At 42.3% G+C, this 25,528-nt stretch carries 31 protein-coding genes and 7 tRNA genes; 28 read left to right on the plus strand and 10 right to left on the minus strand.

The genetic code is table 11. The annotated features are described in order from the left end of the window. Nucleotides 1–14 precede the first annotated feature (14 nt). The gene (locus NDQ71_RS00185) at nt 15–773 is read left to right on the plus strand and encodes a class I SAM-dependent methyltransferase (protein ID WP_064668342.1); all 759 of its coding nucleotides are present in this window, start codon (nt 15–17) and stop codon (nt 771–773) included. Here NDQ71_RS00185 and NDQ71_RS00190 read toward each other — a convergent pair. Next, the gene (locus NDQ71_RS00190) at nt 744–1,607 is read right to left on the minus strand and encodes an MBL fold metallo-hydrolase (RefSeq protein ID WP_301562005.1); all 864 of its coding nucleotides are present in this window, start codon (nt 1,605–1,607) and stop codon (nt 744–746) included. The two genes, NDQ71_RS00185 and NDQ71_RS00190, sit on opposite strands and share 30 nt — an antisense overlap. Before the next feature lie 86 nt (nt 1,608–1,693). Beyond that, a complete protein-coding gene (gene rnhA, locus NDQ71_RS00195) occupies nt 1,694–2,161 on the minus strand; it encodes a ribonuclease HI (RefSeq protein WP_064668340.1) in 468 nt (155 codons plus the stop codon). Between the two features lie 68 nt (nt 2,162–2,229). On the opposite strand from rnhA, the gene dnaQ reads away from it, so the two are divergent. The 9 genes from dnaQ (at nt 2,230) to NDQ71_RS00240 (ending at nt 5,184) form a co-directional block, all read left to right on the plus strand. After that, entirely contained in the window at nt 2,230–2,934 is a 705-nt protein-coding gene (gene dnaQ / locus NDQ71_RS00200) for a DNA polymerase III subunit epsilon (RefSeq protein WP_064668339.1), read from the plus strand. 41 nt (nt 2,935–2,975) lie between these two features. Continuing rightward, nucleotides 2,976–4,319: a TIGR03503 family protein gene (locus NDQ71_RS00205; RefSeq protein WP_225736765.1), complete on the plus strand. Its 1,344-nt coding sequence runs from the start codon at nt 2,976–2,978 to the stop codon at nt 4,317–4,319. A 98-nt stretch (nt 4,320–4,417) separates the two neighbouring features. Further along, nucleotides 4,418–4,494 (plus strand) — tRNA-Asp (locus NDQ71_RS00210). 27 nt (nt 4,495–4,521) lie between these two features. After that, nucleotides 4,522–4,598 (plus strand) — tRNA-Asp (locus tag NDQ71_RS00215). Nucleotides 4,599–4,639: 41 nt separating this feature from the next. Further along, nucleotides 4,640–4,716, plus strand: a tRNA-Asp gene (locus NDQ71_RS00220). A 31-nt stretch (nt 4,717–4,747) separates the two neighbouring features. Beyond that, nucleotides 4,748–4,824, plus strand: a tRNA-Asp gene (locus NDQ71_RS00225). Between the two features lie 38 nt (nt 4,825–4,862). Beyond that, nucleotides 4,863–4,939, plus strand: a tRNA-Asp gene (locus NDQ71_RS00230). Nucleotides 4,940–4,976: 37 nt separating this feature from the next. Next, nucleotides 4,977–5,053, plus strand: a tRNA-Asp gene (locus tag NDQ71_RS00235). A 54-nt stretch (nt 5,054–5,107) separates the two neighbouring features. Continuing rightward, nucleotides 5,108–5,184: transfer RNA gene (locus NDQ71_RS00240), tRNA-Asp, on the plus strand. Between the two features lie 171 nt (nt 5,185–5,355). Here NDQ71_RS00240 and NDQ71_RS00245 read toward each other — a convergent pair. Further along, nucleotides 5,356–7,302, minus strand: coding sequence for a S9 family peptidase (locus NDQ71_RS00245; RefSeq protein WP_283710898.1), 1,947 nt, complete (start codon nt 7,300–7,302; stop codon nt 5,356–5,358). Nucleotides 7,303–7,463: 161 nt separating this feature from the next. Between NDQ71_RS00245 and NDQ71_RS00250 the strand changes: the two genes are divergently transcribed. Next, nucleotides 7,464–8,054 carry an ATP-binding cassette domain-containing protein gene (locus NDQ71_RS00250; protein WP_283710897.1) on the plus strand — a complete coding sequence of 197 codons (591 nt, stop codon included), beginning with the start codon at nt 7,464–7,466 and terminating at the stop codon, nt 8,052–8,054. Next, nucleotides 8,051–9,166, plus strand: coding sequence for a DUF6136 family protein (locus NDQ71_RS00255; RefSeq protein ID WP_283710896.1), 1,116 nt, complete (start codon nt 8,051–8,053; stop codon nt 9,164–9,166). The genes NDQ71_RS00250 and NDQ71_RS00255 overlap by 4 nt, the downstream gene beginning before the upstream one ends. Before the next feature lie 4 nt (nt 9,167–9,170). Here the strand turns inward: NDQ71_RS00255 and fadE are convergent, their stop codons facing one another. Beyond that, complete coding sequence (fadE, locus tag NDQ71_RS00260) at nt 9,171–11,627, minus strand: acyl-CoA dehydrogenase FadE (protein ID WP_301562006.1); 2,457 nt, start codon at nt 11,625–11,627, stop codon at nt 9,171–9,173. Nucleotides 11,628–12,046: 419 nt separating this feature from the next. Here fadE and NDQ71_RS00265 point away from each other — a divergent pair, with 419 nt between their 5' ends. Further along, nucleotides 12,047–13,282 (plus strand): site-specific integrase, encoded by a 1,236-nt coding sequence (locus NDQ71_RS00265; protein ID WP_301562007.1) that lies wholly within the window; start codon nt 12,047–12,049, stop codon nt 13,280–13,282. Nucleotides 13,283–13,301: 19 nt separating this feature from the next. On the opposite strand, the gene NDQ71_RS00270 is transcribed toward NDQ71_RS00265, so the two are convergent. Continuing rightward, a complete protein-coding gene (locus NDQ71_RS00270) occupies nt 13,302–13,952 on the minus strand; it encodes a DUF4760 domain-containing protein (RefSeq protein WP_301562008.1) in 651 nt (216 codons plus the stop codon). A gap of 417 nt (nt 13,953–14,369) precedes the next feature. On the opposite strand from NDQ71_RS00270, the gene NDQ71_RS00275 reads away from it, so the two are divergent. Continuing rightward, nucleotides 14,370–15,347, plus strand: coding sequence for a hypothetical protein (locus NDQ71_RS00275; RefSeq protein WP_301562009.1), 978 nt, complete (start codon nt 14,370–14,372; stop codon nt 15,345–15,347). 58 nt (nt 15,348–15,405) lie between these two features. Here NDQ71_RS00275 and NDQ71_RS00280 read toward each other — a convergent pair whose 3' ends face one another. Beyond that, the gene (locus tag NDQ71_RS00280) at nt 15,406–16,026 is read right to left on the minus strand and encodes a LexA family transcriptional regulator (RefSeq protein WP_301562010.1); all 621 of its coding nucleotides are present in this window, start codon (nt 16,024–16,026) and stop codon (nt 15,406–15,408) included. A 183-nt stretch (nt 16,027–16,209) separates the two neighbouring features. On the opposite strand from NDQ71_RS00280, the gene NDQ71_RS00285 reads away from it, so the two are divergent. Continuing rightward, nucleotides 16,210–16,428, plus strand: a complete 219-nt coding sequence (locus NDQ71_RS00285; protein WP_301562011.1) for a YdaS family helix-turn-helix protein — start codon at nt 16,210–16,212, stop codon at nt 16,426–16,428. Beyond that, on the plus strand, nt 16,425–16,772 hold the full coding sequence (locus NDQ71_RS00290) for a hypothetical protein (protein ID WP_301562012.1): 348 nt from the start codon (nt 16,425–16,427) through the stop codon (nt 16,770–16,772). The genes NDQ71_RS00285 and NDQ71_RS00290 overlap by 4 nt, the downstream gene beginning before the upstream one ends. Here the strand turns inward: NDQ71_RS00290 and NDQ71_RS00295 are convergent. Further along, nucleotides 16,720–17,025: a hypothetical protein gene (locus NDQ71_RS00295; protein ID WP_301562013.1), complete on the minus strand. Its 306-nt coding sequence runs from the start codon at nt 17,023–17,025 to the stop codon at nt 16,720–16,722. The two genes, NDQ71_RS00290 and NDQ71_RS00295, sit on opposite strands and share 53 nt — an antisense overlap. A gap of 96 nt (nt 17,026–17,121) precedes the next feature. Here NDQ71_RS00295 and NDQ71_RS00300 point away from each other — a divergent pair, with 96 nt between their 5' ends. The 11 genes from NDQ71_RS00300 to NDQ71_RS00350 all read left to right on the plus strand — a co-directional run bounded on the left by NDQ71_RS00300 (nt 17,122) and on the right by NDQ71_RS00350 (nt 23,878). Beyond that, the gene (locus NDQ71_RS00300; protein WP_301562014.1) at nt 17,122–17,397 is read left to right on the plus strand and encodes an AlpA family transcriptional regulator; all 276 of its coding nucleotides are present in this window, start codon (nt 17,122–17,124) and stop codon (nt 17,395–17,397) included. A 10-nt stretch (nt 17,398–17,407) separates the two neighbouring features. Next, complete coding sequence (locus NDQ71_RS00305) at nt 17,408–17,659, plus strand: hypothetical protein (protein ID WP_301562015.1); 252 nt, start codon at nt 17,408–17,410, stop codon at nt 17,657–17,659. 2 nt (nt 17,660–17,661) lie between these two features. Next, nucleotides 17,662–18,078: a hypothetical protein gene (locus NDQ71_RS00310; RefSeq protein ID WP_301562016.1), complete on the plus strand. Its 417-nt coding sequence runs from the start codon at nt 17,662–17,664 to the stop codon at nt 18,076–18,078. Nucleotides 18,079–18,087: 9 nt separating this feature from the next. After that, a complete protein-coding gene (locus NDQ71_RS00315; RefSeq protein WP_301562017.1) occupies nt 18,088–18,684 on the plus strand; it encodes an SAM-dependent methyltransferase in 597 nt (198 codons plus the stop codon). 19 nt (nt 18,685–18,703) lie between these two features. Further along, a complete protein-coding gene (locus tag NDQ71_RS00320; RefSeq protein ID WP_301562018.1) occupies nt 18,704–18,979 on the plus strand; it encodes a hypothetical protein in 276 nt (91 codons plus the stop codon). A 4-nt stretch (nt 18,980–18,983) separates the two neighbouring features. Continuing rightward, nucleotides 18,984–21,578, plus strand: a complete 2,595-nt coding sequence (locus NDQ71_RS00325; protein ID WP_301562019.1) for a replication endonuclease — start codon at nt 18,984–18,986, stop codon at nt 21,576–21,578. A gap of 9 nt (nt 21,579–21,587) precedes the next feature. Next, nucleotides 21,588–21,863, plus strand: a complete 276-nt coding sequence (locus NDQ71_RS00330) for a hypothetical protein (RefSeq protein ID WP_301562020.1) — start codon at nt 21,588–21,590, stop codon at nt 21,861–21,863. A gap of 11 nt (nt 21,864–21,874) precedes the next feature. Beyond that, nucleotides 21,875–22,153 (plus strand): hypothetical protein, encoded by a 279-nt coding sequence (locus NDQ71_RS00335; protein WP_301562021.1) that lies wholly within the window; start codon nt 21,875–21,877, stop codon nt 22,151–22,153. Further along, nucleotides 22,140–22,538, plus strand: coding sequence for a hypothetical protein (locus NDQ71_RS00340; protein ID WP_301562022.1), 399 nt, complete (start codon nt 22,140–22,142; stop codon nt 22,536–22,538). The genes NDQ71_RS00335 and NDQ71_RS00340 overlap by 14 nt, the downstream gene beginning before the upstream one ends. A 97-nt stretch (nt 22,539–22,635) precedes the next feature. Beyond that, nucleotides 22,636–22,989 carry a hypothetical protein gene (locus NDQ71_RS00345; RefSeq protein ID WP_301562023.1) on the plus strand — a complete coding sequence of 118 codons (354 nt, stop codon included), beginning with the start codon at nt 22,636–22,638 and terminating at the stop codon, nt 22,987–22,989. Nucleotides 22,990–23,275: 286 nt separating this feature from the next. Beyond that, entirely contained in the window at nt 23,276–23,878 is a 603-nt protein-coding gene (locus tag NDQ71_RS00350) for a KilA-N domain-containing protein (protein ID WP_301562024.1), read from the plus strand. A gap of 39 nt (nt 23,879–23,917) precedes the next feature. Here the strand turns inward: NDQ71_RS00350 and NDQ71_RS00355 are convergent, their stop codons facing one another. The 3 genes from NDQ71_RS00355 to NDQ71_RS00365 all read right to left on the minus strand — a co-directional run bounded on the left by NDQ71_RS00355 (nt 23,918) and on the right by NDQ71_RS00365 (nt 24,919). Then, a complete protein-coding gene (locus NDQ71_RS00355) occupies nt 23,918–24,334 on the minus strand; it encodes a type II toxin-antitoxin system HicB family antitoxin (RefSeq protein ID WP_039037847.1) in 417 nt (138 codons plus the stop codon). A 54-nt stretch (nt 24,335–24,388) separates the two neighbouring features. Further along, entirely contained in the window at nt 24,389–24,568 is a 180-nt protein-coding gene (locus NDQ71_RS00360) for a type II toxin-antitoxin system HicA family toxin (protein ID WP_007378159.1), read from the minus strand. 105 nt (nt 24,569–24,673) lie between these two features. Further along, nucleotides 24,674–24,919 carry an ogr/Delta-like zinc finger family protein gene (locus NDQ71_RS00365; RefSeq protein WP_301562025.1) on the minus strand — a complete coding sequence of 82 codons (246 nt, stop codon included), beginning with the start codon at nt 24,917–24,919 and terminating at the stop codon, nt 24,674–24,676. A 342-nt stretch (nt 24,920–25,261) separates the two neighbouring features. Here NDQ71_RS00365 and NDQ71_RS00370 point away from each other — a divergent pair, with 342 nt between their 5' ends. Next, nucleotides 25,262–25,507 carry a hypothetical protein gene (locus NDQ71_RS00370; protein WP_301562026.1) on the plus strand — a complete coding sequence of 82 codons (246 nt, stop codon included), beginning with the start codon at nt 25,262–25,264 and terminating at the stop codon, nt 25,505–25,507. The last annotated feature ends 21 nt before the right edge of the window (nt 25,508–25,528 follow it).

A 25,528-nucleotide genomic window follows, 5' to 3' on the forward strand; every position in this document is an offset into this window, starting at 1 on the left:
AACGAGCTCAGCGAATGAAACCAGCCCTTAGTTTTCAAGAAGGACCCAAACCACTGTCGTGGCAAGAGTTTCCTCATGGTGACTATTTACGCAGCGATATAGAACGTAAAATGGATAAGTGGTTACCGCGTATGTTTGGTTATCACATGTTAAAACTGGGAAATTTGAGTGGTGAACTCAATACCAGTAAAAGCACGATAAAACATCAAGTGTGTGTGGCGGAATCTGGGCCATTCACTGGCGTGGTAGCAGATATTGATGAATTACCCTTTTACGAGCATAGTATCGATGCGTGTATTTTAAGCCATTGTTTAGAATATCATTCTGATCCGCATCATATATTACGTGAAGCACATCGCACTTTGATCCCCGGTGGCTACATGGTGATCACCGGCTTTAATCCGTTTAGCTTATGTGGTTTGGCGCAATTACTGCCTTTTAGTGGCCAAAAGTTACCTTGGACTGGGCGCTTTTTTACCCCCGCACGTGTCAAAGACTGGCTTAACTTACTTGGTTTTGAAATTGTCAGTGATGAGCGGTTTATTTATTCATCGTTGGCGCGCGGTAATCGCTTATCGCGGTTTGCGTCATGGCGACGTTTTACTAAGCAATACTTAAAACCGATGGGCAGTGTATATATGTTAGTAGCACGCAAGCGAGTAGCTCCTTTAACACCAATAAAGCCTAAGTGGCATGCACGCCCTCAATTTGCGCCAGTTAAAGGTGCAGGGTTGCGACAAACCTCAAAGCAGCACCGTGAGCGGGATAGTTAAATAGCGTTGCTCATTCTGTTTTGCTTGTGGTAATTGCCCTGCGCGAATATTCATTTGTATCGCTGGGTGCAGCAAAGCAGGGACATTGAGACTCGCATCTCGAGTTTGACGAGTCTGAATATAATCCTGCTCATTAGCTTGTAGATGAATATTACTTTTCCGCTGCTGTGCAACTGTGGTTTTATTGGCTAACTCGCGGCCATTTGGTTGATAGTCATGGCACATCCATAATATGGTTTGATCTGGTAATGACAGTATTCGTTGTAGCGACTGATACAACTGCTTGGCACTGCCGCCTGGAAAGTCACAGCGAGCGGTGCCGCTATCGGGCATAAAGAAGGTGTCACCGACAAATAAATTCCCTTCAACTAAATAGCACACACTATCTGGGGTATGCCCAGGTGTTGCGATCACAGTAACGTTAGACTCGCCAAGCATAAAGTTGTCATTACCGTTAAACAGTTGTTCAAAAGGGCTGCCGTCACAGGGCATATCGATATCATATAAGCGGCTAAAGTGTTGCTGCACTTGTGTTATTTCACTGCCAGTTGCGAGCTTACAAGGGTGAGTTGTGCCTAATTGCTGCTTAATATAACTGGCTGCGGTAATGTGGTCGGCATGGGCATGAGTTTCTAAAACCCACTCAAGCAGCAGCTTGTTTTCATCGATATGGCGAATAATGTCATTGGCGGTATTAAAGCTTAGTATGCCGCTGGCTGCGTTAAAGTCTGCAGGGCTATCAATCAACATGGCTGCCTTAGTGACACTGCAAGACACTAAATAGCTAAAGGTCGCACTTTGTTGATGAAAAAAAGACTCGACTAAAATAGACATTAAACAACTCCGCTATATGATATAGCTAAATCTTATATCATATAACTAAGTTGTTAAATGCTTTGCGGTGAATTTTTTAAATTAGGCTATTCTGGTTTATAGCCTGTATCTTCAAGTAAGTTTTTACTGCCAGCGGCATCACGGGCTAAATCATCAACTATTTCGTTATATTTATTGCCGCTGTGACCTTTTACCCATTTCCAGGTAATGTTGTGACGGGCGCAGGCTTCGTCGAGGCGTTTCCATAAATCGACATTTTTAACTGGTTTTTTTGCGGCGGTCTTCCAGCCGCGTTTTTTCCAGTTGGCAAGCCAGGATTCAATCCCTTGTTTTACATATTGGCTGTCGGTGGTGAGGTTAATCTCACAAGGACGGTTCAAACTTTCTAGTGCAACAATTGCTGCGAGCATTTCCATGCGGTTATTAGTGGTGAGGGTGTAACCTTGGCTTAATTTTTTTTCGTGGTCATTATAAAACATAAAAATACCATAACCGCCGGGGCCCGGATTACCTAAACATGAGCCATCGGTGTAAATCTCTACGGTTTTTTGCACTGTTTTCCCTTGATCTTATGTACAATAAAGTGATTATAGAAAGATACCAGAGTCAGGCTAAATTCGATATGGCACGTAGACAAATAGTTTTAGATACAGAAACCACCGGCATCGACCCCAAACAGGGACATCGTATTATTGAAATCGGCTGTGTGGAATTAGTTAATCGCCGTTTAACTGGCAATAACTTTCACGTTTATATTAATCCGCAGCGTAAAAGTGAAGAAGAAGCCATTGATGTTCACGGTATCACTAACGAGTTTTTACGTGATAAACCGCTATTTCATCAAATCGCCCAAGAATTTCTCGACTATATTAAAGGGGCGGAGCTAGTAATTCATAATGCGCCGTTCGATGTCGGCCATATGGATAATGAATTTGCGCTACTTAATCAAGGTTATCAAAAAACTCACGATTACTGCCAAGTTCTCGACACCCTCAAAATGGCGCGTGACTTGCATCCAGGTCAGAAGAACAATCTTGATGCATTATGTCGTCGTTATGATGTCGATAACACGAAACGTACCTTACACGGCGCGTTACTGGATTCGGAGATCTTAGCTGACGTTTATTTAGCGATGACCGGTGGGCAAGTAAAGCTCAACCTGAATCAAAATAAAAATCAAGGCAGTGAACAGCAGCAAAAAGAATTGCGTCGTTTAGATCCCAACCGAGCGCCGTTGGTAGTCCTGCATGCCAGTAGTGATGAGCAACTGGCTCATGAAGAACGGTTAAATATAGTCGGTAGCCAATGTTTATGGCGTGCCGAATAAGGCAAAGCATGAGAAGCATACTGTTAGCTGTGTGTTTGGTAATGATGTTACCAAGTACCAGCAATGCAACCAGTGAAGATAAAATAACCTTACTGCAACGTGATGGGCAGCAAAATGAAATTCCATTATTGGAAAATCGTTTTCGCATCGATTATAAAGTTGACGAAATTACCTTATTGTTTTTTCGTAAGCCCGGTGCGCCCGCGGTCGTTTTAGTTAAACCTGATGGCAGTAAATACTATGCAACGTCAGCAAGAAAGGATGACAATCTGCAATGGTTTGATGAACTCAGCTATGACTTGATCACCATAAAAAACCCTATGCCAGGCCCTTGGCAAGTGGTTGGCAGTATTTTACCGAAAAGCAGAATTGTAGTACTTGGTGAAGTAGAGCTACAAGTTGAGCCATTACCAGCGCTTTTATTTCGTGGCGAGACGGTAAAAATGACTGGGCGGATTTTAAATGATGGTCAGCCAATAAATACCGGCTTATTTCGTGATGTAGTTAGCTTACATGTTGACTTTATTAGTACCAACAACAGTGACTTTGCTAACTTTGGTGCGGGTACTCACAATGTTGCAGAGTTTAAAGATGACGGCCGTGGTTTTGATGAGCGCCCCAAAGACGGCGTTTTTACCGGAGAATTTAAATTAGTTTTCCCCGCCGGGCAGTGGCAACCGGAACTTTACATTGAAACCCCACTATTAAAGCGCACAGTTGTTCAAGACATTTTAGAAGTTAAAGAGCCACCTTTTAGTTATAGCATCGCACTTGCCGAGGATGACCTACAAGAACATCAATTAACTATTACCCTCGATAAGCAAATTGTGCAGCCTGAAACCGTATTGATCCAAGGCAAAATTTATTACCCCAATAATGAAGAGCAGATGTTTACCTTGGACGCTAATAACGGTTTAACCCGTGAATTGGCAATTAAAAATTATGATTGGGGTAGATACAGTGTTGAACTGTCTGTTTTTGGCACTAATGTCAATGGCCGTGAATTTATGGCAACACTCCCCACTTATAAGTTTGAAATAGAGCGGCCGATAGAAGTAGTACCTGAATTACCAGCACCCGTTATTAGTGAAGCAGAGCAACAAGAGATAGAAAGAGTTGCGAAAGAGGCAGAATCAATGGCAACAATGACATTAATAAGTTTAATTGTTGGTGGAAATCTGCTCATCTTATTCCTTGGTTGGTTAGCAATTCGTGTGTTTGTTCAGAAAAAATCGCTGCTACCAAAAATTAAGCTACCATTTTTGCAGAAAAAAACAGCAGTTGAAAATGAGCAGCAAAGTGAAGAAAAAAAACAACTTGATAAAAATGGTTCAAAAAGTGATAGATCCGGTGAAATTTTAAACCTTTCGATGTCAGATGACTAAAAAACCTATAAAAAAACAAAAAAGCCCTTGACGAAGTAGGGGTTGGTTCGTATTATTCACGCCGCTGTCAGGGGAGACTCAGACAGCAACGAAAATGCGGAGTGGTAGTTCAGTTGGTTAGAATACCGGCCTGTCACGCCGGGGGTCGCGGGTTCGAGTCCCGTCCACTCCGCCAATTTTCGACAATTTGTAAGTACGTGCTGGAGTGGTAGTTCAGTTGGTTAGAATACCGGCCTGTCACGCCGGGGGTCGCGGGTTCGAGTCCCGTCCACTCCGCCAACGCTTACACAACATATGGTTGTAAAACATATTCTTATTATGGAGTGGTAGTTCAGTTGGTTAGAATACCGGCCTGTCACGCCGGGGGTCGCGGGTTCGAGTCCCGTCCACTCCGCCAATAAGAAAAAATAACAGTTTAAATATGCGCTGGAGTGGTAGTTCAGTTGGTTAGAATACCGGCCTGTCACGCCGGGGGTCGCGGGTTCGAGTCCCGTCCACTCCGCCAACTATTTAAACAACGTTATATTACAAAATTTGTATGCTGGAGTGGTAGTTCAGTTGGTTAGAATACCGGCCTGTCACGCCGGGGGTCGCGGGTTCGAGTCCCGTCCACTCCGCCAACAAATTAAGTAATAACAAGTAATATGATATCTCTGCGGAGTGGTAGTTCAGTTGGTTAGAATACCGGCCTGTCACGCCGGGGGTCGCGGGTTCGAGTCCCGTCCACTCCGCCACTTGATATCAGTAATAAAATTAGTAAGTGCATTACCCCATGCACATACCACTGCGGAGTGGTAGTTCAGTTGGTTAGAATACCGGCCTGTCACGCCGGGGGTCGCGGGTTCGAGTCCCGTCCACTCCGCCACTTGTTATTTCCTCAATAACAAGTTTATAAAATCCTTATATAAATCTTTGCATAAAACATACTTTGGCTATCAGCTATCAGCTATCTGACCTTGACAAAGTACATAAAAAAACCTGCAATCTTTATCAGAATTACAGGCTTATTATTAAACTTCTAGTCAGCTTTAATATATTAGCCTTGTGGGCCAACGCGTTCTTTTAAGTAGGTATCTAAAAAGTTTAGATACGCGTTGGAGGCAGTAATACGGTTTTCCTTTTTGCTAAAACCATGCCCTTCATCATCAAATAAAACATACTCTACGGGTACGCCATTGGCTTTTACTGCGGCAACTAACTCATCACTTTCCACTTGTAGCACGCGGGGATCGTTAGCACCTTGAATAACCATTAAAGGTTTGGTGATGTTCTTGGCGTGGAATAATGGTGAGATTGCACGATGACGTTCGCCATCGGTTGCAGGGTCGCCCATTTCATCATACAGCGCTTTTTTAAAGCTTTCCCACCAAGGTGGAATTGAGTTAAGTGTTCTTACCCAGTTGGTGACGCCAAAAATATTAATGCCCACTTTGAATTCTTCAGGTTCAAAAGCCAGCGCCGCCGCAGTCATAAAGCCACCGTAGCTGCCACCCATAATGCCGATTTTATCGGCATCAACCCAGTCTAAACTTTGTAAGTGCTTTTTGCCGTAAACAATGTCTTGTAAATCATCGGTGCCATGCTTTTTATCATCCAGATGGAAAAAGGTTTTTCCATAGCCGGAGCTGCCACGGTTATTAACCGCAAAAATAGCATAACCATGATTGACTAAATGTTGCTGCATCGCGCTATAACCGGTGCGACTTTGCCCACCTGGGCCGCCATGCACCCAAATAAGTGCAGGCACTTTATTGTTACTATTGGCTTGTTTGGGTTTATAAAGTACGCCGGGTATTTCTAAACCGTCAAAACTTTTAAAGCGTACGATAGTGCTTTCAACTAAATCATTTTGGTCAATTTCTTTACTTAATGTATTCGTTAATCGCTGTGCTTTATTACTGCCTAGTTGCCATACAAAGAGGTTACTTGGGGATGTGTCTGAGTTTAGGTAAAACGCCATGCTTTTTTCATCAGCAGAGAAGTTAACACCACGCAAGTTACCCGCTGGTAATTGCGGCATCGCAATTTCTTTGCCTGTTTGTGTGTCTATCACTGTTACTTTGGTGCTGGCATCGGCATTGACGCCACTGACTTGATAGCGCCCCGATTTAGAAAAATAAATAAAACTAACATCCCAGTCATCTTTGAGTGCAGGGCTATGTTCCCCTGAGGCTAAGTCATAGCGCCAAACTTGAGAAAACTCACCTTTAGCGTCTGTAGAGTAATATAAAGATTTGCTATCGGCTGAGAAGGTTTCAGGACCATATTGAGCGGGTGTATCGTGTTTGGAAATTAATTGTGGTTTGAGGGTCTTTTTATAAGTATCAAGAATAAACGTGTCGCTGTCTTTATTAGTGTTACTTTTAGATAGTGCAATATAGCGACCATCAGGGCTGATTGCACCGACATCTAAACCTAGGGTGTTTTGATAAACAGGGGTCATTTTATAGGTTTTACTATCAACGCGATATAAGTCCATAAATTTAGCATCGCGCTGGTTACTGGTAATAAAAAACTGACTGCCATCTTGTGTAAATCCTGCAAAGCTTGCGCGAGTTTCATCGCCAGGGGTTAAGTCTTTGGTTGTGCCGTCAAGTTCACGCACGTAGACATGAAAACGTTCATTACCCCCTGAATCTTTGGTAAAGAGTACCCGTTCATCATTTGGAAAATAACGTACAGGGTAGGTACTATCCTGAAAATTTGTTAAGCGGGTTTTATCCCCTGTTTTTGCATCTACTTCATACAAGCTGTAAATACCACTTTCATCAGAGCTTACCAGTACTTTATCGCCACTGGGTGAAAAGCTACTGCCCATAATTGAAGTAGTATCAAAGAAGGTTTTTGCGTTATATGTTTTAACTTGCTGAGTTTGTTGTGACTGTGCGGCAGTGGTGGTAGTCGTTGAAGTTGATTGACTACAACCGCTCAAGGCAAGACTAATTGCACAGGCAAGTGCGGCAAATTTTAATTTGTTATTCATCGGACATTCCTTGGTTTATAGTTATCGACTTTTAGTGTTAACCGAACGTTTTTTAAACGCAAGTAATTAGCCTATTCGAGCTGCAATAAAGTGTTACAAACCATGTAGACCACGAAAATAGAAAACCAGATATAATTCACTTTCTAAATCAAGGAGTATTTATGATAGAAGTCATTGGGTTACACAAACAGTTCGCTGAAAACATATTGTACAGTGGTTATAGCGTGCAATTTTGTGCACCTAAAATATGTATTGAAGCGCCAAATGGCCTAGGTAAAACAACGTTGTTGATGATGCTAGCTGAGCTTGAAAGTCGCCAAAGTGGGCAGATTTTGTTTTCAGGCAAAGCATTAACCGAACCACATAAGCAAGTTGCTATAGCCTCTGACCGTATTGCTTTACCCGACTTTTTGACTGCAAAGCAAATAATTAACTTATCCGCGAATACGCTGGATTGTAGTTGGCCAACAACAATAATAGACGGATTTAATTTTAATGAATTTTTAAATACACGGTTTGATGCGCTATCGTCAGGTAACCAAAAAAAATGCCAGTTAATTTTAGCGCTGATGCGTGATGCACCGTATTTATTACTCGATGAACCCAGTGCTGCGCTTGATCAAGCCAGCATTAAATATTTACTTGGTTTGCTTGATGATTACTTAGCCGATAAAGCACATGGGCAAATCATTATCACTTGCCATGAACCGGCGCCGTTTATTGAGCATGGCTTTGAGTGTATGGCGTTATGAGCAATTTAGGTATTAAGCTGGTGATGGCACAATATCGCGCATTTATGGAGTATCGTTATCAGGCCTATAAAATTGAGCTGACACAATTACTACTGCAACTAAAAAACTTTGGTTTATTATTCTTAGTGATACTTGGCTCTGCCATGCTTGGTATGATTTTGCTGTTATTTTTAGGACTGGGCAAAATTATCGACAGCAGTGATGCGCCGCAGTATGGTGCCCAAATGGCGTGGCTGTATCTATTACTGCAAAGCGTGATGCTCAGTGCAATGAAATCAGCTATTAAAAATAACCAGCAGCGGCTCTTCCAACGTACGATTGTCAGGTCAAACTGGCTTAAGTTAATGGACATAAAACTATTATTTTTAAGCAATGGCTGGTTGCTAGCAAGTGCAGTGATTGCAATGGATCTAACCTTATCACAATGGCTAAGAGCACCGCATTTTGTGCTGTTTATGTTACTGCAGTTTGGCTTAGGCGTGCTGTGTTTGTATAAGCCAAGAGCATTAATATATGGCTTAGTATTCACTGCCATTTTAGTCTTGTTACCAATTAATATAGTGCCGTTAGCTTATCACTGTGGCTTTATTATATTATTTGCGCTGAGCATGTTACTGCCAGCATTTTCGCTGAGCGACCGATTATCGGTCAATTCATTATCTACTTTTTGGCTGAGCTTCTTTCTTCAACACAGTTGGATTTTAGTGTGGCGGGTGGCTTTATTGTTGTGTGTGTTTATGGCTGTTACTACTTTACTCAATGAGCGTAATGATTTAGCCGCAATATTTAGCGTTGTAGCGGTTGCTTTTATAGTACTATTTACCAGTTCACTGCAATTTGATTGTGGCAAATTGCGAGACAAATATGAGTTGTTTTTTCAACTAAATAACCAACAGCGGCTATTTTTTATTAGCCAATTTATACCGAGTTGTTTGTTCTTTTTTATAAGCATGCTCAGCTATTTGATGTTTGTAGCTAACATACAGTGGCTATTGTTGAGTTTGAGTGTTGTTTGGTGCACTTTACAATTATATATAGCGCAAAAAAAACCAGCGCATTATGCGCTGGTTTGGATGATCACAACAGGCGGACTGTTGGCTGCGTTAACCTAATAAGTTAAGCAGCATTCGCCTTGCTGTTTTTACTTTTTTGGGCGGCTTTGCCTGCTACTAGATCTGCAGGGTCAAAGTCGTCAACGTTAATTACATCTAAACGGGCTTTTTCAACTTCAGCCAGTTTATCAGCTTCGGCTTGCGTTAAAATACCTGCTTCAAGGCCCATTTGCGCGACTTTATCAAGCTGGAAGAAAGGCAGTTTCACGCCTTTTTCACGACATACCTTATCAAACAATGGCTCCACGGCTAGCACGTCTTTAAGCGTTTGCTCTTGGCGACCCACTAAGTTAAGCGGCTCATTTTTCAAGTATACATAGCTTGCTAAACGATTACGGGTTTCACTCGGTACTTGTAAAATTTGCGCTAGTTTATGTTCAAGTTTGTCAGTCGGTTTACGCACCGGACGGCCAAATGGGAACAACATGAGCTTAAGTGCAGCACGAAGTGGCGCTGATGGCATATTGTTAATTAAATCAGCCAGTGCGCGTTGGCAATGGTAAAGATGATCTTGGCAGCTCCATTGTACTAGCGCTAAGTCTTCTTTTTTACGGCCTTCGTCGTTATAGCGTTTTAGTGTTGCAGACACTAAATAAAGGTAGCTAAGTAAATCACCTAAACGTGCTGAAATACGTTCTTTACGTTTTAATGAACCACCAAATACCGCCATGCTGATGTCAGACATCAATGCAAGTGATGCACTAAAGCGAGCAGCGGTGCGGTAAAACTCAGCTGTTTCATCTTTAAATGGCGTACTTGCAAAGCGAGCACCGGTAAAGCTCATCCACTTAGTGCGCACTAAGTTTGAGATAGTAAAGCCGATGTGACCCATTAAGGCTTTATCAAATACTGCCAGCGCTTCTTCACGGTCTTCAATATCGCAGGCACCTAATTCAGTGAGTACGAATGGGTGACAGCGAATAGCACCTTGACCATAAATAATCATATTACGGGTCAAGATGTTGGCGCCTTCAACGGTAATGGCAATAGGCGCACCTTGATAGCCACGACCTAAGTAGTTATTTGGCCCAAGCATGATGCCTTTGCCACCGTGAATATCCATCGCATGGATAGTCGAATCACGCATTTGTTCAGTTAAGTGGTATTTAATAATAGCCGATACCACTGACGGTTTTTCACCTAAATCAACCGCACCGGTTGACATGCTTACGGCTGCATCTGAGCTGTAAGCGTAACCTGCAAGTTTTGCAAGAGACTCTTCGATCCCTTCCATTTGACCAATTGGTAAACGGAACTGACGACGAATACGGCTATATGAACCACTGGCAAGGGCGATGGTTTTAATGCCACCTACTGAGTTTGACGGTAGCGTGATTGCACGGCCAACTGATAAACACTCAACCAGCATGCGCCAGCCTTGGCCTGCCATTTCAGGGCCACCAATAATGTAATCAAGTGGCACGAAAATATCTTTACCACGAGTCGGGCCATTTTGGAACGGCACATTCAACGGGAAGTGACGACGACCAATCTCAATCCCTGGCATATCCGTTGGGATCAACGCACAGGTAATACCAAGCTCTTTGGTGTCACCTAGTAATCCGTCTGGATCTTGCATTTTAAACGCCAGACCCAGTACAGTTGCCACAGGGGCAAGTGTGATGTAACGCTTATTCCACGTAAGGCTTAGACCAATTACTTCTTCACCTTCCCACATACCTTTACAAACAACCCCGTAATCAGGAATGGCGCTGGCATCAGAGCCTGCTTCGGGTGAGGTTAACGCAAAACAGGGGATCTCTTGGCCACTGGCAAGACGTGGTAGGTAATGATCTTTTTGCTCTTTTGTACCATAGTGTTGCAGTAATTCTCCTGGACCTAATGAGTTAGGAACGCCGACAATTGATGAAAGCAGGGTTGATTTACTGGTTAACTTTTGTAGCACACACGATTGTGCAAAGGCAGAAAATTGCAGCCCGCCATATTCTTTCTTGATGATCATGGCAAAGAATTTATTATCTTTTAGGTATTGCCAAACATCTTGCGGTAAATCAGTTAGCTCATGGGTGGCTTCCCAATCATCTAACATGCTGCATACCACTTCAACCGGGCCATCGATAAAGGCTTGCTCTTCGATAGTCAGTTTTGGCATAGGGTATTGGTGTAGCTTTTTCCAATCAGGGCGACCACAGAATAAATCAGCTTCCCACCACGTAGTACCGGCATCAATCGCTGATTTTTCAGTGTCTGACATGGTTGGCGTTACTTTTTTAAACGCAGCAAAAATAGGCTTAATAATGTATTGCTGGCGAATGCCAGTAACAGATAACGGCACTGCGATGAGCAAAAAGATCAACCAGCTGATAGCGCCAAAAGCACCTGCGAAGGTACCAATAACTAGTGTTGCGATGGAAACGCCTAGGGCAGTATTCCAGCTCGCTCTGTGGTAACTCGCGATGCTAAGCAACACGATTAAACCAAGTATAAATATGAGTGTCATGTATTCAATCCTTAATAGAGGTCAGACCACCTTTGGTTAGAGTAGCGCTAGAGCGAATAATTATCAAGTAGCTTAATAAGATTATCTGTGAGTTTAGTCACATGTTTGTAAAGAGTATAGGATAAGGAACTAACATAAGCTTGCCTTGATCTTGCTTATGTTTAACAATGCTAGCCAATATCTCAGTTCTTCTTTTGTAGAAACATTGTGTTTAAAGGTTAATTTATTTTATGTGTGAGTTGCTTGGCATGTCCGTTTTTTAGGTTCTATGCAGTATTAACTTGTCGCAAACCCTTATAAACCCCCGTATTTACTAGTCTAAAGCTGTTCATTCTGTCTTATTCTGTTATTGTTATCGCATACTAAACTGTGACCAAAACTGTGACCAATGTGGTGGTCACAGTTTCAAACGGCATTATATGAACTTTACAGACAAATCAATTAAGGCACTTAAAGCCAAAGATAAACGCTATGTATTAACCGAGTCAGGTAACTACGGGGAAGGGCGCTTGCAAATACGCGTTAGCGAAACTGGCGCTAAAACGTTTCGCGTTCAATATCATATAAACGGCAAACGTAAAGTAATAGGCCTTGGCAACTACCCAATTGTTGATCTGAAAAAAGCACGTAGTAAGCATGCAAAAATATCAGCATTGCTAAGCGACAATATTGACCCCCAAGAGCACCGCTTACAAAACCAAAAAGCCAAGTTTGAATCAGCAGCTAAAAAAACAATGCATCAAATGCTTGATGATTTTAACGTATACATAAGTACTCGCTGGGCAGCATCAACCATCGACCGAACAGAAAAACTAATAAAGCGAAACCTCACCCCGTTTATAACACCCGATTTAATGCCCGACGAGTTCACAATAGATATGGCCCGCGACATTATTTACCGTGTTTATAACCGTGGGGCAAAAGAGCAAGCACGCCTAGTTCGCAGCGTATTAATGAGCATATTAAAATACGCAATAGATTTTGATAACTCGCCAGAGCAATACAAAAAGCCAAATTTGTACGAAATCAAAAGCAACTTTATAAGAGACATAAATTTTGAAACGCCAAAAAACAAAGGCGAACGCTGGTTAAACGAAGAAGAGCTTAAAAAAGTATGGCACGCAGAAGACCTGCCTTATTACACCCAGCAATACATAAAGCTCGCATTGTGCCTTGGCGGCCAGCGCATAAACGAAGTTTACGCATCCCGCGCCAGTGAATACGACATTAAAAATAAAACATTTACCATTCCCGCATCCCGAATAAAAATAAAACAGCGGGGCGATCACATAGTGCCACTGTCTAATTTAGCTATACCCATTATTCAAGAACTCATGCAGCAACAGGGTAGCGCTGGGCAAATGTTCCCGCACCGCGACAACCCAACAGCCACCGCGCATGTATCAACAATACGTATGGCAATATTGCGTTGGTGTGAAAAGCACAGCGTAAAGCCATTTAACCCCCGCGACCTACGCCGCACATGTAAAACACTCATGGGCAAGGCAGGCATAAATAAAACCAACCGCGACATACTGCAGCAGCATCATAAGTTTGACGTATCAAGCGTGCATTACGACCGCTACGACTACATGACCGAAAAGCGAGAGAGCATAGAAGTGTGGGAAAAGTTTATAATTAATGTAATAAATTAAAAACCCGCACTTAGCGGGTTTACTTTTGTAGGTAACTAATTTTGCCAGACTTAACTTTATCAAGTTGTTTAAATATACGCTTTAGCTCTTTTTTGGTTTGTTGAGACTCAAAGCTATCCCTTTTAATGGTCCACTTAAGCGCTAGCAAACTAAAGTCAGAATAAAGAGATATATTCTTCATTTGCCGCTCTCTAATAAATGGCCTTAAATGTAAGCTAAGATCAATCACAGATGACTTATGAGACGAATATAAAAAAGCTTCATCATATAAATTGTGTTTAATAGCGTTTGCAGCCTGCTCCCAAGTATTTAAAACATACCTGATAGATGAACCCCTAGGATCGCTAGAATTTTGAGGTTTTGCTAAATCAAGTAATGTCTGCTTTCTTTCTAAACTATGTATTATTTTACTAATTTCGACTACATGAGCTAAATAGTCTTTGTCATCTTTAAGTTTTTGCTGAAAATCCAGAGTGTTTTTTTCTTTAGCGGTTTGGCGTTGATAAAACATGCCAGCTAATGCGGCCGATAAACCCAACGTAGCCGACAGTAATACAGCACCACTTGCAAAAAATAATGAATCGAGTTTGGCTATAAGGTAAATTCCAAAAATCGGAATAAATATAAACCAAACAATAAAAATATTTTTTATTAAACTGCGTTTATTCACTTTATATTGTCCCTTAAAAACAAAAAAGAGCCATTAAGGCTCTTTTCTTTAAAACGCGTGTCAGCCTATATCGGCCAATCTTCTTCGTTAAAATTGTTCATAATACTCTCCCAAGGCGTGCAATGTCTTACATACAAAGCTCTACAACGGTATGCAAATAAACAAATGTATAAACATTAATTTGTATAAATGTTTACCGTGTAAAACAATATAACTTACAGGATAGTCTCTTTCAAGGACTATTGGCGTTTATCTACTGCTATCTACTGTTGTCTCTTGCTGTCTCTTGCTGTTTCATGTTGTTTTATTGGCAAGTGTGCTGCAATTTAATACCTGTATAAATACACAGGTTGTTAAAACCTGAACGAAAACTTAATCTATCCCTTTGCAACATTATGGAAAATATAAGGAAAGGGCATGATATTAAAAGTACTAGGCTGGTTTTTTGGGGTAAGCTTTGTTTTTGGCGGTATAGGCATGCTAACAGAGGGAGATACAATTGCGGGGCTGCTCTTGCTGTTGGCATCGGTTTTTTGCTTGCCGCCGTTGCTGGCTAAAATGAACGCCGGTATAAAAAAGCAGGATGAAGAAAAAGGGAAAGCTCATACAGAGCTAACCCAAGGAAAGGCGATTATAGCGTCGCTGGTAATTTTAGTTATAGCAGCATTCTTCGCCACACCAGTTGAAAAAGAAGAGGTTGTTGCAACGGCGACGGATACTATTCATGAAATATCAGAAGGGAAAATAAAAACTCAAGACTACCCCAGCTGGTATGAAAAGGGCAATTCAAGCTTGATTGAAAAAAGGGTAAGCGAATGGGGCAAAGCAACTTATAAACAGCAGGTATCTGTTTGCGCTGAATATATTGCAGCATTAAAGCAGGAGGGAAATTTAAATTCAAAACTTACTGCCACAATAAGCAATCAAGACGATTTAAAGCCTTTTGCAGAAGGACTGGCAAAAAATATGAGTGTAGTCATAGCAGATAAAGCGGGAGACTCAAATTTTAATCCAGTGGTTGGTGAGCTGATGGCGGAGCTGCTAGTTCAGGCGGAGTGGATTGAAACAGAAAAAAAGGTTAAAGCCAAAGGAGAATGGTATACCCACGATATTAATATAAGTTATGGAGAAATGAACGGAACAAACTGGGTGAGTTATACTAGTGATCAAAAGCTGGCTATTTCTGCTAATATACTCGCGCATTTCTGGACTGAGGAAACTCTTTCACCAAACATTAAGAATAGCATTAAAAAAATGGATGATTTAAAGCCATATGCTAAAGAGCTAGTCGTAGCGCTTGATGAGTTTTATATAGGTGGCGATCAGCAATTAACAGCAAACCAATCACTTTCACAAACAGCCGTAATGCTGCTAACATTAATGAAATGGATTTAATAAACACATAAAAAAAGCCCGCACTTAGCGGGCTTTTTTGTGCCTGGTGTTTAGTTAATTAAAACGATTTACCAGCAAATATTATTTTACCCACCAACGTGCAATTGCCGTTTATCGGTATTAGTTGCTCAGGCCAGTTAGGATTAGCGGCTTTTAAAAACTTGTGGCCACTTTCAATAATGAGCTGCTTAAATGTGGCGTGGTTGTCGTCGTCTAGGCGGGCTACTACGTAGGAACCGTGAATACACTCTGCCTCAGGGTCTACAAAAATTAAATCGCCGTCAAAAAATTTAGGTTCCATGCTTACGCCTTGTACTTTTAGTGCAAAGGTTAGGTGGCTGCATTTTACGGGGCACAAGTAACGCTCTGCATCATACGCTTTAATTTCACTAATCTCAGACCATGCACCTGCTTGCACCCAGCTGATTAATGGCACGGCCGCTTTAAGTGTTGGCCCTGGTGCAACGTTACTGTTTATGTTGTCACTAATGCCAAATCGTAAGTATTCGGGTGTGCATTGCAAGCCACGGGCTAATGCCTCAATGTTGCGTGGGTTCTTGGTGTCGCCTCTTTCTAACTTTTGTATAGATGTTTGTGCAACACCCACCAAATCAGCAAGTTGGTATTGAGTTAAACCCAACTGATTACGACGTTCCTTCACTCTTTCTGCAATATCCATATTTATCCTTTTTATTAATCTTTATAACTTTAAGTGATTATGTTCGGAAGATTATTACAACCTTTTGTAATAAACACAAATTACTAAAAGCTATCACCCATTATGCATAAAAGTAATTATTGTGTTTGACAATGAATTAAAGTGATCTTAATATTACCTAAAGTAATCTAGATAGAGGTTTTTATGTCTGCCATTGAAAAAGCAGTTTGCCTAATTGGTGGGCAAACAAAGCTAGCAAAAATTTTAGGGGTTAATCAAACAGCAGTGTTTCATTGGATTAACCGTCACGGCCAAGCCCCAGCGAAATACATTACCCGTATTTCAGAACTAACCAACGGTGAAGTATCGGTAAACGATTTACTGGCCGATCACCAAAAAACAAACAAGGAGAACGCGGCATGAGTGCTGAAGCTATTTATTGCGGTGAGACTCGCGAACAAGTTGAAAGCTGGCTTAAAGAAGAGCAAGCGCGAGTTGATGCAGGCGAAGAACCTAGCTGCTCCCGACATTACTATGAAGTAGCGCTGCGCGAAATTGGCAAGCAAGAGCGAGCGCATGAAATTGTTACCTTGTTACAGCCTGTTGTTAATTATGAGGCTGAACCAGATTTTGAAGTGTTAAAGCATGTGCTGCGTGAGTTTTATAAAAAACGCAAGCAACACATGGGGAATGCTAGTTATAGCGATGAGGAGTTCAAGGCGTTGATTGGTGACATTGCGCGTTCTTTACGCCTTGATTTACTTTGATCATTGGGCTGAATGTACGGCTCATTAGTAAAACGGCGGTTTTTTCGGTCAGGGCGTAGCCTTTGCCCGATTCGAATAAATAACCAGCGTTAACCATAAAATCGAGCGCATTTTCTAGCTCGTCCGGTTTTACGTTTAGCGCTTGTGCATTGACTAACTCACAGGCCGGAAAGGTGGGTGATAGCGATTCTACAATTTGGTCGGCTAGGGTATTTAGCTTATCAACTAAGTGAAGTTGTAGGGTTAAAGACATAGGTTTTTCCTCTTTGTTTTGGTTTGTGAATATTCGCACTTGCAACATACCAAAACAGAGAGGGATTTTATAGAAATAGGGTAAGGAAGATACAGCATGAGTCAGTCAAATGTAGCCGATCACTACCGCCGCAATTTACGCGGCGAAGTTATCACCATTAACGACCGCTACTTACGCCCAGCCGATGTGGCTGAAAAGTGCGGCATGCACCGCACATCGTTATATCGGTTGATGGATAAAGGGCAGTTTCCTAAAACACATAAAATATCGAGCGGCCGTGTTGTATGGCTTGAAGCAGATATTGAAGAGTTTATGCGGTTAGGCAGTGAGAAGTTTCAAGAGATTTACGGCAATAAACAAGTTAATAACTAGGAGCAGGGCAATGAGCACATACCAAGTATTTAGCAGAGAAACGTTAAGCGGCTTTAAAACATTAGCAGAGCAATGCCGCTATTTGTTGAGCTGCAAAATTAGTGCAACCGCAAACGGTAAAGCACTGCAAGCGCGTGTTGGTGATTTTGACTTACCAGTTTATTGCAATGGCGACGAGTACCAAACAATACAAAAAGCAGTTTTCTGGTTAAAAACACAAGCCGCCAACTATTTAAACGCAGCTAAACAGCAGGAGATATAGCCATGGCAAACCCAGCATTACAAATCGTTAAAAATCGCTTAGCAAATCTTGAAGCCGCAAAACCAGCTCCGTTAAAAGCGGTTGAAGGTCGCCACATACCAAAAGGGCTTGCTGAAATTAAAGCCATGATGGGTGATAAACGCCATACAGCTGCGCATGTTTATAACTCAGTACTAACTAAACAAGAAAGGGCGATTATCTGCCATATTGTTAATGTTAAACCTATGCAGCAAAAAGATAACTTTGCAGAGTATGACGCAGAAACACGCCTTAAATTTCACAAAGCCATTTTGCAGTTACAAGAACTGGTTAAAGCATTCACCGATGCTAATGCCATGGCACCGGCTAAGTTTGTGAAAAACGCTCCGCGCGAAGATGCCAACACCGACTATTCACACTTAACTGTTAGTTCGCACTAAGGATTGATCATGAGCTCAAGAAATCGTGGCACGACAAGTAATAAAGATGATTATTATGTAACACCTCATTGGTTGATTAGTGAGTTTTTAGACGCTGTAAATCCTGCAAGCCCACATGCTAAAACGCCATTAGATTTGGGTAACGACATACTTGACCCAAGTGCCGGCGGTTGCGATAAATATGAAATGAGCTACCCAGCTGTATTAAATACCCATGGTTATTTTAATGTTGAAAGTTGGGATATTCGTACAGATAGCCGCGCCAGTAAAAAAGGGCATGACTTTTTAAGTTGTGAAGGGCAAGAGCAGTACGACACTGTGATCACTAATCCTCCGTTTAGTATCTCTCAAGAATTTTTAAATAACGCGCTGACGTATGTTAAACCGCATGGTTTAGTGATCATGCTGCAACGCCTTAATTGGCTAGGCACACAAAAGCGTTTTGCAATGTGGCAAACCACGCCGCTGCACTCTGTGTTTGTTCACCACAAGCGCCCGGGCTTTAATCCTGAATGCCCATGGAAAACTGATTCAATTGAATACGCCCATTTTGTATTTTGCAAAACGGCAAAAGAAAACCTCACACCAAACCTGTTTGTAATTTAACCCCCAAGGACTACTGAAAATGACCACTATCAAAGACCAAGATCTATCTAAAAAACAGTTAATACTAAATATTGTTTTACACACTATTGAGCAAGCCAATTTTACTATCCGCCTTTTAAACAAACGTAGCACCGCACACATGCTAATGCAGTGCGAAGACACGTTGACTGATTTACTACCCATAGTGAAACTGATTGCTGATGAAGATGTTAACTTTGAGCAAGTTTACAGCCAAATGAGTATTGCATTAAATGCCGTGCAAATTGGTGGCGAGCCAATGGAAATCGTGCTGTAAAACCATGGCTAACCCTAAACCGCTCGATCTTGACGCCCTTAACCTATCGACCATAGCTAAGGGCTTAATTTCGTCTATCAATGATATTGACGATTTTAATTACCTTGCCAGCAACTTGGAAAAAGTGCCTGTGTCGCTGCAAAGTCGCCTGGCCCGTAAATACATTGATCGTTACACCGAGAAAAAAGCGGGGAGTCAGTTCCGCGCTAATACATGGATGCGCCGTACTATTAAGCGTTTAAAGCCGCGTTTTGGTGTGCTACTCAGTATTACTCACAATATGCCATTGCCATGGCATATTCTAAGTAGTATTGAAAAAACCAAAAAACATGCAGGCACCCTGGCATTAGAGTGCGTTGAAAAAGCACTAGATGTAAGCGAGCAAAACCAGCATTTACCCTATGAAAAAATAGTACGCCTTACCTACGAAGGTGTTGCAGCCTATGCCAAACAGTTTGGCGTAAACGTGCCATTTTACGACATGCGTGAAGATGACTTACCGCAAGCCTGTTTTGAAATCGCCTTGCTTAAAATGCAATGCGACAAGTGGTGGGCTCGACAATTAAAAACCCTGCGCAAACAGTTTTTAGAGCTGCTTGAAATTGCCACCGGCCAAGTGGGTAAAGACCTTTACTACGATAAAAAAAGCAAAAAGCCAAAACGCCGTGGTATTAGCCCGTACTCGTCAAAGCAAGCGCAGCGTGAGTTTAGCTTTGCTCAAGCCAGTGGCCGACAGTTCCTAGAAATGATGGAACTACAGGCCGACAACGGCGATGTAATTGACCTAATCGAAGCCGTAAAAAGCGGCATGGCAAACCCTGCTAACCGCCGCAACGAATTAATGTTACGCATTCGTGAGACTGAAGAACTAGCCGACGAAATGGGCTATGTTGCCATGTTTTACACCATTACATGCCCGGCGCGTTTTCATGCCAATGCAAGTACGTGGGACGGCTCAACCCCTAAAGATGCGCAAAACTACTTAACTACAACATGGGCTCGCGCACGTTCAAAACTAAACCGCCGCGCCCTTAATAAATACTTTGGTGTACGCGTAGTTGAGCCACACGCTGACGGCTGCCCACATTGGCACATGATGTTATTCATGCCAAAAAACAAACTGCAAGAAATCAACGCTATTTTGCGTTGGTACTTTATCCAAGAAGACAAAACCGAGCTTTACGATCGTTATGGCCCAGAGCTTACCCGCGCCAAAGTATTCAACAAATTTGTAGATATAAACACCCACGGCACGCACATCAAAACCGTTGAGGCCTGTGTTAAATATCGCGCTCATTCTGAGAAAACCCATTTATTTAAACTGTACAAACAAAAGCGCAGCGAGTGGGGCTTTGCTAAAAAGAAAGCCAACGAAGTCGCTATACAGCGCAACAAAGAAGAAGCTGAAAAAGCCAAAGCCGAGAACAGAGAACCGAAAAAATTTAAGGCGAAAAACCATAAAGCGCCTAGCAAATTTTACCGTACTTTTAGCCCACGCTTTGACGCTGTAAAGCTCGATAAAAGTAAGGGCAGTGCAGCGGCCTACATTGCTAAATACATCAGTAAAAATATTGATGGTTATATGCTGACTGATCATGTTGACGCTGACACCGGCGAAAACCTGCAAGAGCAAGCCAACCCCGTTTTAGCGTGGGCGAGTACGTGGAATATTAGGCAATTTCAGTTCCAAGGTTCGCCAAGCGTCACCGTTTACCGAGAATTGCGACGCATGCGCACCGCTGTAAAAGACGAAGTAATAGAGCCTATTCGCCATGCTGCCGATACCGCCAACTGGAAAGACTACGTAAAACTACAGGGCGGCATGTGTATTGGCCGCGCCGCTAATTTCAAATCAATGTACGAAGACACCCCAATGGGCAACGACTACGCCGAAGTAGTGCGCCGCATTAAAGGTGTTGTGACCAATATTGATTACAAAGCCGTGCTTACGCGTTTGTTTAACAACGTGCATAACGTAACGGATGCAACCAGCTTAAAAACCCGCCTTATCGAATGGACCAGGCAACTCAAGGGTACAGCAGAAAAACTCGCAGCTAAGGCTAGCACCAACGTCGGCGCAGCCGACCTATCTTGGACTAGTGGTAATAACTGTACGCCTATAGCCGCAGGGTCTAGCGCCGAGTTAATACTCGATATGATCGGGTGTGATGAAAAACAGATCAAAGAGGTAAAAAAGGATCTAAATAGTGGTAAGAGGATCGCGAGAAACGGCCAAATTTACCAAATTAAAAACGGCCAACTTCACGTTTTAGACGAAACCGCGCAAATAAAACACAACAAACACCTTGCTATTGAATACCGAGCAAAATCACTCGCCCAAAAATCGGCAAGCTGGCACGTAACAGATGAACACTGGCAACAAGCGCGTGAACTTGTGGACCTTGCTTATCAATACGCCCAGCTTGACGGGCGCGAAACCCTTAATGCAACGCGCAATGAACTCGGCGAGTTCCATTACGGCGAGAATAAAAAAGGCCTGATCACCATTGGCGATTGGGACTTAGCAATTTTAGTAAACAACGGCAGCGCATCAGCAATCAGCGATAACGATTGGTGGGCACTGGATTTAATGGCGTAGGAGATAACTATGGAAGACCTAGAAATTAGATTGGCAATGCTAAACCCAGCACTTAGAGCGCGAATGAAGAGTTTAGAGATCAGTAGTGGCGATGAGGATATTTTGTTTTGTATTGATATGGGTGAAAACACTAGTAGCAAAATAGCCAATAGCTTAGCAACAAGCGTTCAATCAATAAGCTTAAGGCTCAAAAAACTAAGAGATAAAGGTTATTTAACGCGAACAGAAGTAAAAGCCGAAAGTGGTGGTTATGAGTTCGAATATAAATGCATTTATAAAATATAAGGACTAAGAAAATGGCTATTCAAATATCAAAAGTACTCATGCCAAAGGCATGTATTAGTTGCCAAGCGTTTTGCCCAAAGGGTTATGCCGAGGATCAGCACAGCCCGTTTACTAGTACATTTGGTTTGCCAAAGCCAAGAACCCAATACGGCCAATGCGGTAAAACCAATAACAGCGTATTTGCTACCGAAATTTGTAACGGCTACCAGCAAGAACCTAACGCCGATGTATTTGCAGTAACAAACAGACCACAACCAAAACAACAGGAGACCAGCCATGGCCACAGGTAAAGTAAAAGCGGGTGACGTTTTCAACAACTGGACAGTATTAAACGAAGACCGCCGCAACCGAGGTGTGCAGCATTTTATGTGTAAATGCATTTGCGGAACCACTCGCGTAGTACGTAAAGATAACTTAGGACTTGTTCAGGGCTGTGGTTGCGAGCGAAAAGAATATAAATTTCGCACCGGGCAAATAAAAACAACAGCAAAGCCAAGTACTAAAAAAGCGCGAATTGTTTCACCAAAAACAGTAAGTGCACCGGCTAAAATGCCGCACCACGAAAACCAAGAGCCGCGCCCGCAATACCAGCAGCGCAGCAAGTCAACCCGCGAACTGCTAGAAGAGCGCTTAGCGCAAAAGCAGTTAGAAAAAGAATTAAGCGAATTATGGTGAACCATGAAATCAACAGTTAAACGTCGCAACTGGGTGTACCACTCAGTTGTAAAGCACAAATCATTAAATAAAACATTAACCAAAAAGGAAACGCACCATGCACCAACAAAATAAACCACTCGACAAAGGGCGTGTAGCCTGTATTGCTGAAAAATACCAGCAAGGCAACACTACCAAAAACCGCTACGCCACATTAGGCCGTGCCACTAAATGGCCGAGCAACAATCAAGGCGGCAGCGAAAGCGTAGAGATAGAGCTCGACACCATGCCAATAAACCACCAAGGCCCGTTAAAGCTGTATATTTTTTGGGATAGCGAAAACCAACAAAATCAAGACCAAAGCCAAGGCTATGCACCGCAGCAATACCAGCAAGCGCAAGCGCCGCAGTATGATCAGCAGCAGCAACAACATGCGCCACAACAACAGCAATACGGGAGACAACGCCAGTAACACCCTATTGACAGTGCGCCTTGTGCGGGGCTATAGTAAAAAGGCACTGGCAAAATCCAGTTGCCGAGATTGGTCTCTCGAAATTACACAAGGTGCATTGTCACCAGCTTTTTAGCTGGTTTTTTAATGCGCACGCTTTAGCACATCCTTATTATGGTGGGCTGGGCGAGGGCTCTTCGGAGCGCCGTTTTCCTTGTGTACGGTAGACCAACCTTGTTCAGCTCACCACCCTTTGATTGGTCTCAATGTGTGGTGACTTATTTAAAATACACAAGAGGTCATTACCATGACAAACCAACTTATTATTTCAAATACCCTAATCCCTGTTGATCATTACAACCGTGTAAACTTAAACGCACTGCATAAAGCCAGTGGTTTAGATGATCATAAAAAGCCTAGCCAATGGGTAAGAAGACGAGAGTCGAAAGAGCTTATTAATGAGCTAAGGGTAAATTTACCCTTAGACCTAGAACCAATGCATTCGGTTCGTGGTGGAAAGTCACCGGGCACATTCGCCCACGAACTATTAGCCATATCTTACGCAGGGTGGATCAGCCCAAAATTTCAATTAGAAGTAAACCGCGTATTTTTACACAGCAAACGCAACGAACCCGAGCTTGCCACTTTGCCAACCCTAAGCGAATTACCCATATTAGACTTTCCTGAAATGCGCTTAAGTATGTTCATCCCGTTTAGAGACATGTTTGATTGCGGCTGGCGCTTACGTATGAACCAGCTATTTACCATATTGCGCCAGTGCCAACGCAGCAACACACCCATTAGTGTTAAAGACGTAACAGGCCTAGAGCAAGAGTTGCGATCACTGCTTCACATAGTCGAAACCCAAGGGCAAAAACTAAGCAGCATTCAACAATTTGTGAACCATTAATAAGTGGGCAGTAAAAAGGGCGCTTACTGCGCCCTTAGTTTAACGTGCTGAAATACCTTGTATTTCATGCTGTGCCGCTAACTGTAAAAAGTTTGAACGGCTTTTATAGTGAGGATGGGCTTTTACTAAATCATCAATTTGTTTAGTAAGCAGGTTAGGCAAGGTAACGTTAATTTTACCTGCTTTGCCTAAGTAGGGTTCAAGGTCAATATCAATCAACGCCCATACCCAGCCTGAAAACTCAGGGTTATTTACGTGATCGTTTATATTACTTGATTGCGGCGGTAAAATACCGTCTTCGGCTAATAACTCTAAATGGGTTTCTAGTGCGTCTTTAGCGTTTAATAGTGCTTGCTCGAATGAGTCACCTGCACTATAACAGCCTTGCACATCAGGAAACACCACGCCAAATGCTTCAGTTTCTGTGCCTTTTTCAATTGCGATTGGATATAACATCGCTATTCTCCTAATGAGTGTTTACAACAGTGATAGTGTTAAGGAAATAGGGGCTTAAAGCCCCGCATCTTTCAGTATTTTTGCTACCAATCCTTTGCCTAAATCTTTCTTAGGGTGGGGAACGGTAATGAGGTTGGTATGGTTTGGATGCCTAAAGTGATGATGACTGCCTTTCACTCTAACTTCTTGCCAACCCGCCTCTTCTAGCTGTTTGATTAAATCCTTGCTATTCACTGTACCTCGCTTTATTTCTCAACGTGGGGTTACTATAACCCCGCAGATAAAAAGAGTCAACTATTTATAACCCCGATAACCCTACATTATTTAAAAATGTGAATGTTAAACGCCCAGCAATGACAGCTGTTGTTCTTTGGAAAGGTTTTTTAAAAGAGATGCGGCAAGCTGTTGCGTGTTTTGAATGGGCGGATTTAAGAAGTGATCAAACGATTGGGTAATACGGAACGTAGCCCCGCACTCTTTAGTATTTGTACACGAACAATATAAATTAACCACATGGGCGCTTTGTTTTTCGCGTGATGTGATCGTCGCTTTAGCTTCACAATTTGGACAAGTAACCCGCGCCATAATTTCACCAACCGTTAAAAATACACACTGTCATTATATACAGTGGTTGTGTGTATGCCAAACAACCATTTAACAATTAGCTGAGAACCAAAGAGCTCCAAAATTCACTCCTCCTCGCCTTCCGCTTTCGTGCAAAAAATGCGTTAAATTGACACCCCCAGTGACAGGCCATTTTTAGCTAGCCCTTATAACCAAAGGATCTGAATGACAGTTGAAAAGGATCGTAATGACAAAAATGTGACAATGTTTGACACAAAGTGACAGCATAAAGATCAAATAGGTGGGCATTTGTTGAATATTGAAATATAATAAATTAATTATCACTTAAGCGATAAATAAATTATGAAGTATTTATATAAAGGCTCACAAAGCCAAGAGCGGTTAGATGTGCTTTTATCGTTTGGTAAAAGCACCAGTGAAGATATAAAATCGGCGCTTAGCGATCACCTAGTTCGTGGAATTGGCAAAGCAAATGCAGCAACACTTAATGGCGTGCCTGGGCCCAATTTGACAAGGGCACTTAAGCGGCTTGAAGTTACAGCGGGGAAGGTTGAAAAAATAAAAGAGTATGATTGGCAAGTGCGCTAGTTAATTACTAGCGCTTGTTTT

It is taken from the genome of Pseudoalteromonas sp. KG3 (assembly GCF_030436385.1).
In the GTDB taxonomy this organism is placed as follows: Bacteria; Pseudomonadota; Gammaproteobacteria; order Enterobacterales; family Alteromonadaceae; genus Pseudoalteromonas; species Pseudoalteromonas prydzensis.

Excerpts from the sequence above, each read along its gene's own strand:
- NDQ71_RS00185 (WP_064668342.1), top strand. The coding sequence starts at position 15 with ATGAAACCAGCCCTTAGTTTTCAAGAAGGACCCAAACCACTGTCGTGG.
- NDQ71_RS00190 (WP_301562005.1), bottom strand. The coding sequence starts at position 1,607 with ATGTCTATTTTAGTCGAGTCTTTTTTTCATCAACAAAGTGCGACCTTT.
- dnaQ (WP_064668339.1), top strand. The coding sequence starts at position 2,230 with ATGGCACGTAGACAAATAGTTTTAGATACAGAAACCACCGGCATCGAC.
- NDQ71_RS00205 (WP_225736765.1), top strand. The coding sequence starts at position 2,976 with ATGATGTTACCAAGTACCAGCAATGCAACCAGTGAAGATAAAATAACC.
- NDQ71_RS00245 (WP_283710898.1), bottom strand. The coding sequence starts at position 7,302 with ATGAATAACAAATTAAAATTTGCCGCACTTGCCTGTGCAATTAGTCTT.
- NDQ71_RS00250 (WP_283710897.1), top strand. The coding sequence starts at position 7,464 with ATGATAGAAGTCATTGGGTTACACAAACAGTTCGCTGAAAACATATTG.
- NDQ71_RS00255 (WP_283710896.1), top strand. The coding sequence starts at position 8,051 with ATGAGCAATTTAGGTATTAAGCTGGTGATGGCACAATATCGCGCATTT.
- fadE (WP_301562006.1), bottom strand. The coding sequence starts at position 11,627 with ATGACACTCATATTTATACTTGGTTTAATCGTGTTGCTTAGCATCGCG.
- NDQ71_RS00265 (WP_301562007.1), top strand. The coding sequence starts at position 12,047 with ATGAACTTTACAGACAAATCAATTAAGGCACTTAAAGCCAAAGATAAA.
- NDQ71_RS00275 (WP_301562009.1), top strand. The coding sequence starts at position 14,370 with ATGATATTAAAAGTACTAGGCTGGTTTTTTGGGGTAAGCTTTGTTTTT.
- NDQ71_RS00280 (WP_301562010.1), bottom strand. The coding sequence starts at position 16,026 with ATGGATATTGCAGAAAGAGTGAAGGAACGTCGTAATCAGTTGGGTTTA.
- NDQ71_RS00285 (WP_301562011.1), top strand. The coding sequence starts at position 16,210 with ATGTCTGCCATTGAAAAAGCAGTTTGCCTAATTGGTGGGCAAACAAAG.
- NDQ71_RS00290 (WP_301562012.1), top strand. The coding sequence starts at position 16,425 with ATGAGTGCTGAAGCTATTTATTGCGGTGAGACTCGCGAACAAGTTGAA.
- NDQ71_RS00295 (WP_301562013.1), bottom strand. The coding sequence starts at position 17,025 with ATGTCTTTAACCCTACAACTTCACTTAGTTGATAAGCTAAATACCCTA.
- NDQ71_RS00300 (WP_301562014.1), top strand. The coding sequence starts at position 17,122 with ATGAGTCAGTCAAATGTAGCCGATCACTACCGCCGCAATTTACGCGGC.
- NDQ71_RS00305 (WP_301562015.1), top strand. The coding sequence starts at position 17,408 with ATGAGCACATACCAAGTATTTAGCAGAGAAACGTTAAGCGGCTTTAAA.
- NDQ71_RS00310 (WP_301562016.1), top strand. The coding sequence starts at position 17,662 with ATGGCAAACCCAGCATTACAAATCGTTAAAAATCGCTTAGCAAATCTT.
- NDQ71_RS00315 (WP_301562017.1), top strand. The coding sequence starts at position 18,088 with ATGAGCTCAAGAAATCGTGGCACGACAAGTAATAAAGATGATTATTAT.
- NDQ71_RS00320 (WP_301562018.1), top strand. The coding sequence starts at position 18,704 with ATGACCACTATCAAAGACCAAGATCTATCTAAAAAACAGTTAATACTA.
- NDQ71_RS00325 (WP_301562019.1), top strand. The coding sequence starts at position 18,984 with ATGGCTAACCCTAAACCGCTCGATCTTGACGCCCTTAACCTATCGACC.
- NDQ71_RS00330 (WP_301562020.1), top strand. The coding sequence starts at position 21,588 with ATGGAAGACCTAGAAATTAGATTGGCAATGCTAAACCCAGCACTTAGA.
- NDQ71_RS00335 (WP_301562021.1), top strand. The coding sequence starts at position 21,875 with ATGGCTATTCAAATATCAAAAGTACTCATGCCAAAGGCATGTATTAGT.
- NDQ71_RS00340 (WP_301562022.1), top strand. The coding sequence starts at position 22,140 with ATGGCCACAGGTAAAGTAAAAGCGGGTGACGTTTTCAACAACTGGACA.
- NDQ71_RS00345 (WP_301562023.1), top strand. The coding sequence starts at position 22,636 with ATGCACCAACAAAATAAACCACTCGACAAAGGGCGTGTAGCCTGTATT.
- NDQ71_RS00350 (WP_301562024.1), top strand. The coding sequence starts at position 23,276 with ATGACAAACCAACTTATTATTTCAAATACCCTAATCCCTGTTGATCAT.
- NDQ71_RS00355 (WP_039037847.1), bottom strand. The coding sequence starts at position 24,334 with ATGTTATATCCAATCGCAATTGAAAAAGGCACAGAAACTGAAGCATTT.
- NDQ71_RS00365 (WP_301562025.1), bottom strand. The coding sequence starts at position 24,919 with ATGGCGCGGGTTACTTGTCCAAATTGTGAAGCTAAAGCGACGATCACA.
- NDQ71_RS00370 (WP_301562026.1), top strand. The coding sequence starts at position 25,262 with ATGAAGTATTTATATAAAGGCTCACAAAGCCAAGAGCGGTTAGATGTG.